General features: G+C 41.1%; 11 protein-coding genes and 2 pseudogenes. 12 read left to right on the top strand and 1 reads right to left on the bottom strand.

Annotated elements, in window-relative coordinates; all coding sequences use genetic code 11:
• The first annotated feature begins 3 nt into the window (after window positions 1-3).
• From GEZ84_RS08180 to GEZ84_RS08145, 7 genes and pseudogenes are all read left to right on the top strand, one after another.
• Window positions 4-408: a PTS sugar transporter subunit IIA gene (locus GEZ84_RS08180; RefSeq protein ID WP_020903318.1), complete on the top strand. Its 405-nt coding sequence runs from the start codon at window positions 4-6 to the stop codon at window positions 406-408.
• Between the two features lie 298 nt (window positions 409-706).
• Window positions 707-1873 (top strand): SIS domain-containing protein, encoded by a 1167-nt coding sequence (locus GEZ84_RS08175; RefSeq protein WP_153224171.1) that lies wholly within the window; start codon window positions 707-709, stop codon window positions 1871-1873.
• A gap of 312 nt (window positions 1874-2185) precedes the next feature.
• Window positions 2186-3223, top strand: a complete 1038-nt coding sequence (locus tag GEZ84_RS08165; RefSeq protein WP_153224170.1) for an aldose epimerase family protein — start codon at window positions 2186-2188, stop codon at window positions 3221-3223.
• Window positions 3224-3372: 149 nt separating this feature from the next.
• Entirely contained in the window at window positions 3373-4137 is a 765-nt protein-coding gene (locus GEZ84_RS08160; RefSeq protein ID WP_153224169.1) for a nucleoside phosphorylase, read from the top strand.
• A 33-nt stretch (window positions 4138-4170) separates the two neighbouring features.
• Window positions 4171-5550, top strand: coding sequence for a TrkH family potassium uptake protein (locus GEZ84_RS08155; RefSeq protein ID WP_153224168.1), 1380 nt, complete (start codon window positions 4171-4173; stop codon window positions 5548-5550).
• A gap of 13 nt (window positions 5551-5563) precedes the next feature.
• Window positions 5564-6229, top strand: a complete 666-nt coding sequence (locus GEZ84_RS08150; protein WP_153224167.1) for a potassium channel family protein — start codon at window positions 5564-5566, stop codon at window positions 6227-6229.
• Between the two features lie 107 nt (window positions 6230-6336).
• A pseudogene (locus tag GEZ84_RS08145) lies at window positions 6337-6611 on the top strand (IS630 family transposase); the annotation flags it as partial.
• A 138-nt stretch (window positions 6612-6749) separates the two neighbouring features.
• Here GEZ84_RS08145 and GEZ84_RS08140 read toward each other — a convergent pair.
• Window positions 6750-7088 (bottom strand): helix-turn-helix domain-containing protein, encoded by a 339-nt coding sequence (locus GEZ84_RS08140; RefSeq protein ID WP_153224166.1) that lies wholly within the window; start codon window positions 7086-7088, stop codon window positions 6750-6752.
• 130 nt (window positions 7089-7218) lie between these two features.
• On the opposite strand from GEZ84_RS08140, the gene GEZ84_RS08135 reads away from it, so the two are divergent.
• The 5 genes and pseudogenes from GEZ84_RS08135 to GEZ84_RS08115 form a co-directional block, all read left to right on the top strand.
• A complete protein-coding gene (locus GEZ84_RS08135) occupies window positions 7219-9843 on the top strand; it encodes an SEC10/PgrA surface exclusion domain-containing protein (protein ID WP_153224165.1) in 2625 nt (874 codons plus the stop codon).
• A gap of 324 nt (window positions 9844-10167) precedes the next feature.
• Window positions 10168-10611, top strand: a pseudogene (locus GEZ84_RS08130) (transposase); the annotation flags it as partial.
• Between the two features lie 78 nt (window positions 10612-10689).
• Window positions 10690-10944: a hypothetical protein gene (locus GEZ84_RS10915; RefSeq protein WP_228113030.1), complete on the top strand. Its 255-nt coding sequence runs from the start codon at window positions 10690-10692 to the stop codon at window positions 10942-10944.
• A gap of 11 nt (window positions 10945-10955) precedes the next feature.
• Window positions 10956-11972, top strand: a complete 1017-nt coding sequence (locus GEZ84_RS08120; protein WP_000771878.1) for a glycosyltransferase family 2 protein — start codon at window positions 10956-10958, stop codon at window positions 11970-11972.
• 115 nt (window positions 11973-12087) lie between these two features.
• On the top strand, window positions 12088-12821 hold a 734-nt coding region (locus tag GEZ84_RS08115; protein ID WP_153224164.1), incomplete at its 3' end, for an SSURE domain-containing protein.

Raw genomic sequence — 12821 nt, 5'->3', positions numbered from 1 at the left:
TTTATGGCTAAATCATTAATTTTGGTGAGTCATGGTCGCTTCTGTGAAGAACTTAAAGGTAGCACTGAAATGATCATGGGTCCACAAGACAACATTCATGCAGTGGCTCTTCTTCCAGAAGATGGCCCAGAAGAATTTACTGCAAAATTTGAAGCTGCTATTGAAGGATTAGATGATTTCCTAGTCTTTGCGGATCTTCTCGGTGGAACACCATGTAACGTGGTAAGCCGTTTGATTATGGAAGGTCGTGACATCGAACTTTACGCAGGGATGAATCTTCCAATGGTGATTGAATTCATCAATGCGAGCCTTACAGGTGCAGATGCGGACTATAAGAACCGTGCTGCAGAAAGCATTGTGAAAGTTAATGACCTGTTAGCTGGCTTCGATGATGATGAAGATGAATAATACTCTTCGAAAATCTCTTTAAACCATACTAGTGTCGCCTTGCCGTAGGTATAAGTTACTGACTTCGTCAGTTCTATCTACAACCTCAAAACAGTGTTTTGAGCTGACTTCGTCAGTCTTATCTGGCAACCTCAAAGCAGTGCTTTGAGCAACCTGCGGCTAGTTTCCTAGTTTGCTCTTTGATTTTCATTGAGTATACGATGTGACAACGTGAAAATCGTTAGAGCATTTTATATAGAATATACATGGGAATGGGGCTTACTCCCATTCCCATATTTGATAGAAAAAGAGGAACTCAATGCTACATTATACAAAAGAAGACTTGATTGAATTGGGTGCAGAAATCACTACACGTGAAATCTACCAACAGCCTGATGTATGGAAAGAAGCTTTTGAATCTTATCAAGCAAAACGTGAAGAAATTGCAGCCTTTCTACAAGGGATTGCTGATAAACATGACTATATCAAGGTTATCTTGACAGGTGCTGGGACTTCTGCTTATGTGGGAGATACCTTGGTACCTTACTTTAAGGAAGTCTATGACGAACGCAAGTGGAATTTCAATGCTATTGCGACCACAGATATTGTTGCCAATCCAGAAACTTATTTGAAAAAAGATGTGGCGACTGTCCTTGTATCTTTTGCTCGTAGTGGGAACTCACCTGAAAGTGTGGCGACTGTTGAGTTGGCCAAAGCCTTGGTGGATGAGCTTTATCAAGTGACGATTACTTGTGCAGCAGATGGTAAATTGGCTCTCCAAGCTCATGGAGATGACCGCAATCTTTTGCTTTTGCAACCAGCTGCTTCTAATGATGCTGGCTTTGCCATGACCTCTAGCTTTACGTCTATGATGTTAACAGCTCTCTTGGTCTTTGATCCTACAGAATTTGCTGTGAAAGCTGAACGTTTTGAAGTTGTATCTAGTCTTGCACGTAAAGTTTTAGACAATGCAGAAGATGTCAAAGAGCTTGTTGATTTAGACTTTAACCGTGTCATCTACCTTGGTGCGGGTCCTTACTTTGGACTTGCTCATGAAGCTCAGCTCAAGATTTTGGAACTAACTGCTGGTCAAGTTGCGACTATGTATGAAAGTCCAGTCGGGTTCCGTCACGGTCCAAAATCTCTTATCAACGAAGATACAGTTGTTTTGGTCTTTGGTACAACGACAGACTACACTCGTAAGTACGACTTGGACTTGGTTCGTGAAGTTGCTGGTGACCAGATTGCTCGTCGTGTTGTGCTTTTGAGTGATCAAGCCTTTGGTCTTGAAAATGTCAAAGAAGTGGCACTTGGTTGTGGCGGTGTCTTGAATGATATTTATCGTGTCTTCCCATACATCGTTTATGCCCAACTCTTTGCCCTATTGACTTCACTCAAGGTAGAAAATAAACCAGATACACCGTCTCCTACAGGTACAGTAAACCGTGTGGTACAAGGTGTTATCATCCACGAATATCAAAAGTAATACTCTTCGAAAATCAAATTCAAACTACGTCAGCTTCGCCTTGCCGTATAGATGTTACTGACTTCGTCAGTTCTATCTACAACCTCAAAGCAGTGCTTTGAGCTAACTTCGTCAGTTCTATCTACAACCTCAAAGCAGTGCTTTGAGCAGCCTGTGGCTAGCTTCCTAGTTTGCTCTTTGATTTTCATTGAGTATAAGGTAGTGTTTATGAATTCTTGACAAGAGGATTTGTAAATTATCAGATAAACCATAGATTGTCAGTAGGCTTTCTATGGTTTGTTTGCTTGAGAGAAATAGTAAAAGGAGAATAGAATGAAAGCATACACAGAGCGTGTATTTGGAAATGTTGAGAGACAAGATATTTTGGCCTATCGCTTTGAAACTGACGGTGGCTACCAGCTTGAGGTTATGACTTATGGTGCGACCATCTTGCGCTATGTTACACCTGACAAGGATGGACATTTTGCCAACGTTATCTTGGGATTTGATGACTTTGATAGCTATGTGGGCAATAGTCCTAAGCATGGAGCGAGCGTAGGTCCTGTGGCAGGTCGTATTGCAGGTGCGACCTTTGAGCTCAATGGCAAGACTTATGACCTTGAAGTCAACAATGCTAGCAACTGTAACCACAGTGGTTCAACTGGTTGGGATTCTAGCTTGTTTGAACTAGTTGAAGTGAGCGACCATGGCTTGACCCTCTACACAGAACGTACAGATGGGACAGGAGGATTTCCTGGAAATCTCAAGATTTGGATCAGTTACCACTTGGAAGAAACTGGTGCCTATGAAATCAGCTACAAGGTAATGACCGATCAGGATACGCTGGTCAATCCGACCAACCACAGCTATTTCAACTTGTCTGGTGACTTCACGCAGACGATTGACCGTCATGTCTTCCAGTTAAATACTGAGGGGATTTACCCAATTGCTCCCGACGGTGTTCCTGCCAAAACTCCAGATGCCAATCGTGATGTGGTCAAACACATCTACAATGGTGCCTTGTTGAAAGACATTTTTGCAGAAGAAGATGAGCAAATCCAGCTGGTATCTGGTTTGGATCACCCATTTGCCCTTCCTGCAGGCCATGACAATGCTGGATTCCTTTATGACCAAAACTCAGGTCGCTTCCTGCTTTTCAAGACAGAGGCTCCTTGCTTTGTGGTCTACACAGCAAACTTTGTGGATGAGAGTGTCATCATAGGAGGTCAGCCAATGGTACAGCACAATGGGATTGCCCTTGAAGCGCAAGCTTTACCAGATGCCATTCACAGTGACCTCAAAGACCAAGTCATTCTTAAAGCTGGTCAAACCTTTACCAGTAAGACACGTTATGAACTTGTTGTGAAATAAAAAAAGCTGGTCAAAAAGTCTTTAAAATTAAAATAACGCATCATATCAGGTGTTGAAACTGGGGTGCTTTTTTCTCCTCAGTTCCTCAACTTCCTCTTGACACTCGGTCAGCTTTTGATACAATAGTACAAAATTAGAGGAGGTGAGTTATGATTCAGAAACATGCGATTCCTATTTTAGAGTTTGATGATAATCCTCAGGCGGTTATCATGCCTGATCACGAGGGGCTGGATTTGCATTTGCCCAAGAAGTGTGTCTATGCTTTTTTAGGTGAGGAGATTGACCGCTATGCGAGGGAAGTAGGGGCGGATTGTGTCGGCGAATTCGTTTCAGCCACCAAGACCTATCCAGTCTATGTCGTTAACTACAAGGACGAGGAACTTTGTTTGGCTCAGGCTCCTGTTGGTTCAGCTCCAGCAGCCCAGTTTATGGATTGGTTGATTGGCTATGGTGTGGAGCAGATTATTTCCACTGGAACCTGTGGTGTGCTGGCTGATATAGAAGAAAATGCCTTTCTAGTCCCTGTTCGCGCTCTGCGAGATGAAGGAGCCAGTTACCACTATGTGGCACCTTCTCGTTATATGGAAATGCAGCCAGAGGCTATTGCTGCCATTGAGCGAGTTTTGGTTGATAGAGGGATTCCTTATGAAGAAGTCATGACCTGGACGACAGATGGTTTTTACCGAGAAACGGCTGAAAAGGTGGCTTATCGCAAGGAAGAAGGCTGTGCTGTTGTGGAGATGGAGTGTTCTGCGCTCGCGGCAGTAGCCCAACTGCGTGGGGTTCTCTGGGGAGAATTGTTGTTCACAGCTGATTCCTTAGCAGACTTGGACCAGTACGATAGTCGTGACTGGGGTTCAGAAGCTTTAGAGAAGGCCTTGGAACTCTGCCTTGAGATAGCCTCTAAGTTCTAGCTACTCTTCTTCTTTTTATGGTACAATGGATGTATGTTATTCAAATTATTTGTGAAAAAAATTGAAAGAGCCTTGGGCGGACTTTCGCCAGCTCGTCGCATCTTTTTAAGTTTCGCTGGAGTTATTTTTATAGGCTCTCTTCTTTTGAGTTTGCCTTTTGTTCAGGTGAGTGGTTCGCAGGCTACTTATTTTGACCATCTTTTTACGACGGTGTCCATGGTCTGTGTGACTGGCCTTTTTACGCAACCGGTAGCTACTACCTATAATGTCTGGGGACAGTTGATTTGTATGCTCTTGATCCAGATTGGTGGTCTGGGGCTCATGACCTTTATCGGGATTTTTTATATCCAAGGCAAGCAAAAGCTTAGTCTGCGTAGTCGTGAAACCATTCAGGAGAGTTTTAGTTATGGGGAAAGTAAGTCTTTGAAGTCTTTTATGCGTTCCATCTTTTTGACGACTTTTCTGGTGGAGGGTTTGGGTGCCTTTCTACTAAGTTTCCGTTTTATTCCTGAGTTTGGCTGGGGACGAGGCATTTTTACCTCTATCTTTTTAGCTATTTCAGCCTTTTGTAATGCTGGTTTTGATAATTTCGGCAGTAGCAGTTTAGTTGCTTTTCAGACGGATCCCTTGATCAATCTGGTCATTGCTGGCTTGATTATCACGGGTGGTCTCGGCTTTATGGTCTGGTTTGACTTGGCAACCCAGTTTGACAAGAAGAAAAAACGCCGTCTGCGTTTCCACACCAAGCTGGTTCTCTTCTTGACTGCAGGGATCTTGCTGTTTGGGACAGTATCCACACTCTTTACGGAGTGGCACAATCCAGGAACCATTGGTAACCTCAGTATCCCAGAGAAAGTGCTGGTTAGCTTTTTCCAAACCGTCAGCATGAGAACGGCTGGTTTTGCTTCTATTGACTACACTCAAGCTCGGCCTGTGACCCTGTTTATCTATATCCTACAGATGTTTTTGGGTGGGGCGCCTGGAGGAACGGCTGGGGGGCTCAAGATTACGACTTTCTTCGTCTTACTGGTCTTTGCACGTAGTGAATTGCTGGGCTTACCTCATGCCAATGTTGCGCAGAGAACCATTGAGGCTCGCACAGTCCAAAAATCCTTTAGTGTCTTTATTATCTTTTTGATGACCTTCTTGTTGGGCTTGATGTTGCTGGGAATTACGGCAGAAGGAACACCGCGATTTATCTACCTCATGTTTGAGACCATTTCAGCTCTTGCGACAGTTGGGGTAACGGCAAATCTGACGCCAGAACTGGGCAAGTTAGCTCTCAGCATTGTCATGGTGCTCATGTTTATTGGCCGTATCGGTCCCTTGACCTTGCTGGTTAGTCTAGCAGATTACCAGCCTGATAAGAAAGATTTGATTCAGTATATGAAAGCAGATATTAGTATTGGATAAGAAAGGAAGAATGATGTCAGATCGTACGATTGGAATTTTAGGTTTGGGGATTTTCGGGAGTAGTGTCCTAACGGCCCTAGCCAAGCAAGATATGAATATCATTGCCATCGATGACCACGCTGAGCACATCAATCAATTTGAGCCAGTTTTGGCGCGTGGTGTAGTTGGCGATATTACAGATGAGGAACTCCTCAGAACGGCAGGAATTGATACCTGTGATACGGTTGTAGTCGCAACAGGGGAAAATCTGGAATCGAGTGTGCTTGCAGTTATGCATTGTAAGAGTTTGGGAGTACCAAGGGTTATTGCCAAGGTTAAAAGCCAGACAGCTAAGAAGGTGCTAGAAAAAATCGGTGCTGACTCGGTGATCTCACCTGAGTATGAAATGGGGCAGTCCCTAGCGCAGACCATTCTCTTTCATAACAATGTCGATGTCTTTCAACTGGATAAAAATGTGTCTATCGTGGAGATGAAAATTCCGAGTGTTTGGGCAGGTCAAAGCCTAAGCCAGCTGGATCTACGTGGTAAATACAACCTCAATGTCCTAGGATTTCGTGAACAAGAAAATTCACCGCTGGATGTCCAGTTTGGTCCTAATGACCTCTTGAAAGCAGATTCCTATATCTTGGCAGTCATTAACAACCAGTATCTAGATAACTTAGCAGAATTAAATTCCTAAGGAGGGGAATCCCCTCTTTTTTTGATGTTCAAGATAGCAAATAGAGGTAGAAACCCTTATATAGTAAAATGAACCAAAAATAGTACATGATGTGGTATAACCTTCTTATGGCATATTCAATAGATTTTCGTAGAAAAGTTCTCTCTTTTATTGTGAGCGAACAGGTAGTATAACAGAAGCATCACACGTTTTCCAAATCTCACGTAATACCATTTATGGCTGGTTAAAGCTAAAAGAGAAAACAGGAGAGCTAAACCATCAAGTAAAAGGAACAAAACCAAGAAAGGTTGATAGAGATAGACTTAAAAACTATCTTACTGACAATCCAGACGCTTATTTGACTGAGATAGCTACTGAATTCGGATGTCACCCAACTACCATTCGCTAGTGGATTGAAACCAAAATAGTACACCACAGCTGCTAAAACATTTTTAGAAATTAATTTAACTTTTCTAATTGATTTGTTCAAATCTTATTTCAATCTACTATAAAACCCAACCAAAATTTATTTTGGCTGGGTTTATTTGATATTCTTTACAATCTCATTAAATGAAGATATAATTTTTCCTTGCTTATCTTTGGGTAATTTTATTAAGTTTTCAAAAAGTACTTCAGAAGAATCTTCTCGATCTGATTCAAATGATTGTAGATTGAAGAACTCCTCGACCGTTAGATTTAGGGCTTTGATTACGGATTCAAGAGTTTTTATCTTAAAATCATACTTCATGTTTTCTATATTTTGAATCGCTTTAACACCTAGACCAGCTATTTCAGATAATTTTTCCTGACTTAAACCTTGGTCTTTTCTGCATTCACGTATTCGAAATGCGATATGCTTTTGTAATTTATTATATTCCATACTATGTACCATTTTACTATCTATTTTCTTGAAAAATAAGTATAATAAACTATCCAAAAACGAGAAAAGTATGGTAGAATAGTACTATATTGAATAAAATGCATAGGGCATTATACAAAGGAGTTTATAGATGTCAAAAACTATGGAAAATAGTCATGGTACTGCTAAAAAATTGTATACGGGTGCGGTTATTTCTGCCATCGCAACCACTGGTCTTGTCGGAACAATCGGAACTGCTCAAGCAGATACAGTGGAGCTTCCATTACCTACAACTTCTCAAATCGAACCAGCTTTGGTAGAGAAAGAAGCTCCTAAGAAAACTGAAGTAAAAGTTCCTACTAAGGAAGTCACAAAAGGGCAGGTTGACGAAGCTAAGAATAAGCTTGATAAATCTACCAAAAAAGTAGAACAAGCACAAGCTAAGAAAGACCAAGCACAGACTGAAAAAGACCAAGCACAGACTGAAAAGAATAATGCTCAGTCAGAAGTAAATAAGGCACAAGAAATCAAGGATAAAGCTACACAAGAAAACATTGAAAAGCAAAAGCAAGAGGTTGCTAGTGCTGAAAATGGTAAATCTGATGCAGAAAAGCAAGAGAAAAATGCTAAAAATGACCTTGCTAAAGCAAAAGAAGTTGTCGCAGACCAAGAAAACGTAGTTAAGAAGTCTGAGGACAAAGTAGCAAGTGCTGAAACTGAAGTCAAGGACGCACAGACTAACGTAGATAATGCACAAGCTATCCTTGACGGTACAGGACAAGCGAAAGTTATTGCTGAAAAGGATAACGCTGAAAAAGCGCAAGCACAAGCACAAACTAGTGTATCAAACGCTGAAAATTCTTTGACACAAGCCAAGGCTGATGATAAGAAACTTGCTGAGGATATTTCAAGCGCTCAGAAAGAGTTGATACAAGCTACTAACACCGTAGCAAGCACTCAAACTGCTTTGACAAACGCAACAAATAAAGCAAGTCAGACACAAACTGCTCTTGAAAAAGCACAGGATACATTTACCTTGGCTGAAGGTCGCTATAAATCAATTAACACTTTCCAAGTTACCGATGAATATGTTAACGCTTTGAAATCCTATGTAAATAATCCTTATCATCCTGTTAAGCAGGAAGCACAATGGGAAGCACACAATGAGAAGGCAGTCAAAGCTCTAACCGCAGAACAAAAACCAAATATTAACTTGAATTCATTCAAGTCTAATGTAAATGATAAAGCTATCAGTGTTGATGTTAACAACTTGACAACAGAGCAAATGACAGAACTTTCTCTATTTGCGAGTGATCTACTTAACCAAATTCGTGAGCGTTTTGGGACTCCTAAGACAGTTGTAACAAAAGGCATGCTTCAGGTTGTTGACGAAGTGACTGACGGTTACGTAGCTGATGATTGGGGATTCGGTAAAGGTCACGATAGCAAAGCGGTAAATAATGTAGCTCGTAAGTATGGATTGCCTACTTATGAAGATAATACACACCAATACATTGAGAACTTGAACAGTAGCAATAATGGTGATAAAATTCATACAATGGATGATGCCAAAAGATGGATTTATCAAAGTCTTAATGACTTTCTATTTAATGGCTGGGAGTGGGCACATGCTGAAAGTATTGCGGGATTGACTCACCAATGGGCAAACAAAGAGTATTTTGCATTAGGACTATCTAGTAGTACTGGACGAACTAGCGCTCATTTCTTGGGTGTATCAGATAAAGACGTATCTGGCAACAAGCTAGACAAGACTGAAGTACCTAACAATAATACATCAGAAAGTATTGTAAAAGCATATAATACTGCTAAAACTGCTCTATTGACTGCTCAGACTGAAAACTCTCAGGCACAGCGTGAAAAAACAAGTGCTTCGATTGCAAATATCAGGGCTAAAGGCGAGCAGGAAACCATTCAAAAAAGATTGGATGCTCTTGAAGAAACACCTTTGAAAACACCGACTGCTCAAAGCAATCTTGAAAAGGCACAAGACACCCTTGCTAATGCTAACAAGCGCTTAGAAAATGCTGAGAAAGCACTAGAGGCTTTGACTGCTGACGTTAAAATCAAGCAACAAAACCTTGATAAAGCGAAACAAGAACTTGTTAATAAGCAGACTGCCCTTACTAACGCTAAAAACAACCTAGCAACTGAACAAGATAAATTGGCTGAACTCAAAGCACTGGTGCAGACTGCTGAAAATAATCTTGAACTTGCTAAAGAAAAAGTAGCACAAGCTACTAAGACACTTGAAAAAGCTAAAGTTGACCTTGAATCCTTGCTTAACGCAGAGCCTAACCTTGCTAAAGCTAAGGAAATTCTTGCTCAAAAAGAAACTATTCTTAAAGAGAAAGTAACTGCCTTGAAAGAAGCACAAACTGTCCTTGACGAGTTGTTGAAAGAACAGAAACTCGACCAAGAGGCTTATGACAAACTCTTTGCCTTGTATAGCGCACAAGTAGAAGCTAAACGTTTAGCTGACCTTGAAGCAAAACGTAAAGAGCTTGAATCCTTGGGGTATAAACCAGTACCAGTTGTAGATGATAAAGGGAATGTTGTGGATTACAAAGCAGAGAAAGTAACGGTAGGAACTAAAGACGATAAAACATATCAAGCTCCTGCACAGGCTACAAATGCAAAAGCAGAATCTAAGAAACAACTTCCAAACACTGGAATGAAAGAATCGAATCTCCTATCATTACTTGGGGCAAGTCTTGGCCTTCTCGCTTTAGCAGGGAAACGAAAATATAATAGATAAAAAGAAAGAGAGCAGTGGTTCTCTTTTCTAATGAATGGAAACAAATTAGTATATATGGAAAAATTTTATATAAGGGAAACTTTTGATATTCTGGTTCGATTTTACCTTATTTTAATGAAAGTGATTGAAATTAGTTGAAATTTTATTTTTTAAAAACTTATGAAAATATTGGTTTTAAACCACTTTGAAATTAGATGAAATAAGTGGTGCCCCAACCAGGTCTTAAGAAAGCTCGTAAAGCATCACAATTTAGTAAACGTTAATCAATACGATTATATCAACGTTTCAAAGCATTCAAAAGTTTACCTTATTGTTTTAGAGAAGCACTTAGCACCTGTTCATATTGATGAAACAGGATTCGATACTTATTTTTATCGAGAATATGGTCGCTCATTAAAAGGTCAATTAAGAAGAAGCTATCAGAGGATTTCTTTGGTTGCAGGGCTAACAAATGGTGAGTTAATCGCTCCAATGACTTACGAAGAGACGATGACGAGCGACTTTTTTGAAGCTTGGTTTCAGAAGTTTCTCTTACCAACATTGAGTACACCATCAGTTATTATAGATAATACAAGATTCCATAGAATGGGTAAGCTAGAGCTCTTATGTGAAGAGTTTGGGTATAAACTTTTACCACTTCCTCCCTACTCACCTGAGTACAATCCTATTAAGAAAACATGGGCTCATATCAAAAAGCACCTCAAAAAGGTATTACCAAGTTGTAATACTTTTTTTGAGGCTCTTTTGTCTTGTTCTTGTTTCAATTGACTATATTCTAATAAAAGTCCTTCAGAAGCTGGACTTTATGGTAAAATAGAAAGAAGTGACAAGAGAGAGTAATACTCAATGAAAATCAAAGAGCAAACTAGGAAACTAGCCGCAGGCTGCTCAAAACACTGCTTTGAGGTTGTAGATAAGACTGACGAAGTCAGCTCAAAACACTGTTTTGAGGTTGTGGATAGAACTGACGAAGTCAGCTCAAAACACTGTTTTGAGGTTGTGGATAGAACTGACGAAGTCAGTAACCATACCTACGGCAAGGAGACGTTGACGCGGTTTGAAGAGATTTTCATTGAGTATAAGAAAAAATCAGTCCCCTAAAGGAGTAGATTATGAAGTTATTGTCTATCGCCATCCCTAGCTATAATGCCGCTGCCTATCTTCATTACTGTGTGGAGTCGCTAGTGATTGGTGGTGAGCAAGTTGAGATTTTGATTATCAATGACGGTTCTCAGGACCAAACTCAGGAAATAGCTGAGCGTTTAGCCGACAAGTATCCTAACATCGTTAGAGCCATTTATCAGGAAAATAAGGGCCATGGCGGTGCTGTCAATCGTGGCTTGGCGGAGGCTTCTGGACGTTATTTTAAAGTAGTTGATAGTGATGACTGGGTAGATCCTCGTGCCTACTTGAAAATTCTTGAAACCTTGCAGGAACTTGAGAGCCAGGGGCAGGAAGTGGACGCCTTTGTGACCAATTTTGTCTATGAAAAGGAAGGCCAGTCTCGTAAGAAGAGTATGAGTTACGAGTCAGTTTTGCCTGTCCAGCAGATTTTTGGCTGGGATCAGGTCGGAAATTTCTCAAAAGGTCAGTATATCATGATGCACTCGCTGATTTATCGGACAGATTTGTTGCGAGCGAGCCAGTTCCAACTGCCTGAGCATACCTTTTATGTCGATAATCTTTTTGTCTTTACTCCCCTTCAGCAGGTCAAGACCATGTACTATCTGCCTGTCGATTTCTATCGTTATCTGATTGGGCGTGAGGACCAGTCTGTCAACGAGCAAGTGATGATTAAGCGTATTGACCAGCAACTCAAGGTCAATCGACTCTTGGTAGACCAGCTTGATTTGTCCCAAGTGAGCCATCCCAAAATGCGAGAATATCTGTTGAATCACATTGAAATCACGACGGTGATTTCCAGTGCCCTGCTCAACCGAGCTGGAACAACGGAGCATCTGGCAAAAAAACGTGAGCTGTGGACTTATATTCAGCAGGAAAATCCAGAGGTCTTTCAGGCCATTCGCAAGACCATGTTGAGTCGTTTGACCAAACATTCGGTCCTGCCAGCCCGCAAACTGTCCAATGTCGTCTATCAAATTACCAAATCTGTTTATGGATTTAATTAATATAAGTATTTTATAAGAGGGATTTAAGAAAAATTTTAACTTTTTCTTAATCCTTTTTAATTTTAGGAGATTATACTAGAGTCATCAAATAAAGAAAAACTCTAAGGAGAATCCTATGAAATTCAATCCAAAACAAAGATATACTCGTTGGTCTATTCGCCGTCTCAGTGTCGGTGTTGCCTCAGTTGTTGTAGCCAGTGGATTTTTTGTCCTAGTTGGTCAACCAAGTTCTGTACGTGCTGATGTGGTCAATCCAACCCCTGCTCAAGTCGTACCAGATGCTACTTCGGTGAGTGAAAAGAGCGACTTACCAGTAGAAGTTCTCAAAGAAGCAGTCGATACAGCTCTTCCTTCAGAGAAAGCAGACTCAACACCTAAAGCAAGCTTGGATGCTACAAGCTCTCCAGAAAAAGTGAATGTAGCTGATAAAGACCAAGTGGTAGCGCCAAAAGAAGAAGTGCAAGCAAAACCAGAATCTAAGAAAGAAACAGAAGATACGGTTAAACCTGCGACAAATCCTGCGCCTGCAGTTTCTGGACAAGACCGTGAAGCAAGTGAAGCGCAACCAGCAACCACCCCAGCTGAAGTGCAAAAGGGCGTGGCTGAGAACACTAAAGACACAGTAGATGTTCCAGCCACTTACCTAGACAAAGCTAACTTCCCTGGCCCATTCACAGCTGGCGTCAACCAAGTCATTCCATATGAATTCTTCGCTGGTGACGGTATGTTGACTCGTCTTATCTTGAAAGCCTCAGACAAGGCTCCATGGTCAGATAACGGCTCAGCTAAAAACCCCGCCCTTCCACCAGTAGAGAAATTGGGCAAAGGTCTCTACTTCTACGAAGTGGA

The sequence above is a fragment of the Streptococcus mitis genome (genome assembly GCF_009496155.1).
In the GTDB taxonomy this organism is placed as follows: Bacteria; Bacillota; Bacilli; order Lactobacillales; family Streptococcaceae; genus Streptococcus; species Streptococcus mitis_BQ.
Note: the sequence above shows the minus strand (reverse complement) of the source record. Positions and strands in the feature narration are given on the sequence as shown.

What these genes read in the sequence shown, in the direction of transcription:
- GEZ84_RS08180 (WP_020903318.1), top strand. Translation starts at nt 4, where the DNA reads ATGGCTAAATCATTAATTTTGGTGAGTCATGGTCGCTTCTGTGAAGAA.
- GEZ84_RS08175 (WP_153224171.1), top strand. Translation starts at nt 707, where the DNA reads ATGCTACATTATACAAAAGAAGACTTGATTGAATTGGGTGCAGAAATC.
- GEZ84_RS08165 (WP_153224170.1), top strand. Translation starts at nt 2,186, where the DNA reads ATGAAAGCATACACAGAGCGTGTATTTGGAAATGTTGAGAGACAAGAT.
- GEZ84_RS08160 (WP_153224169.1), top strand. Translation starts at nt 3,373, where the DNA reads ATGATTCAGAAACATGCGATTCCTATTTTAGAGTTTGATGATAATCCT.
- GEZ84_RS08155 (WP_153224168.1), top strand. Translation starts at nt 4,171, where the DNA reads ATGTTATTCAAATTATTTGTGAAAAAAATTGAAAGAGCCTTGGGCGGA.
- GEZ84_RS08150 (WP_153224167.1), top strand. Translation starts at nt 5,564, where the DNA reads ATGTCAGATCGTACGATTGGAATTTTAGGTTTGGGGATTTTCGGGAGT.
- GEZ84_RS08140 (WP_153224166.1), bottom strand. Translation starts at nt 7,088, where the DNA reads ATGGAATATAATAAATTACAAAAGCATATCGCATTTCGAATACGTGAA.
- GEZ84_RS08135 (WP_153224165.1), top strand. Translation starts at nt 7,219, where the DNA reads ATGTCAAAAACTATGGAAAATAGTCATGGTACTGCTAAAAAATTGTAT.
- GEZ84_RS10915 (WP_228113030.1), top strand. Translation starts at nt 10,690, where the DNA reads ATGAAAATCAAAGAGCAAACTAGGAAACTAGCCGCAGGCTGCTCAAAA.
- GEZ84_RS08120 (WP_000771878.1), top strand. Translation starts at nt 10,956, where the DNA reads ATGAAGTTATTGTCTATCGCCATCCCTAGCTATAATGCCGCTGCCTAT.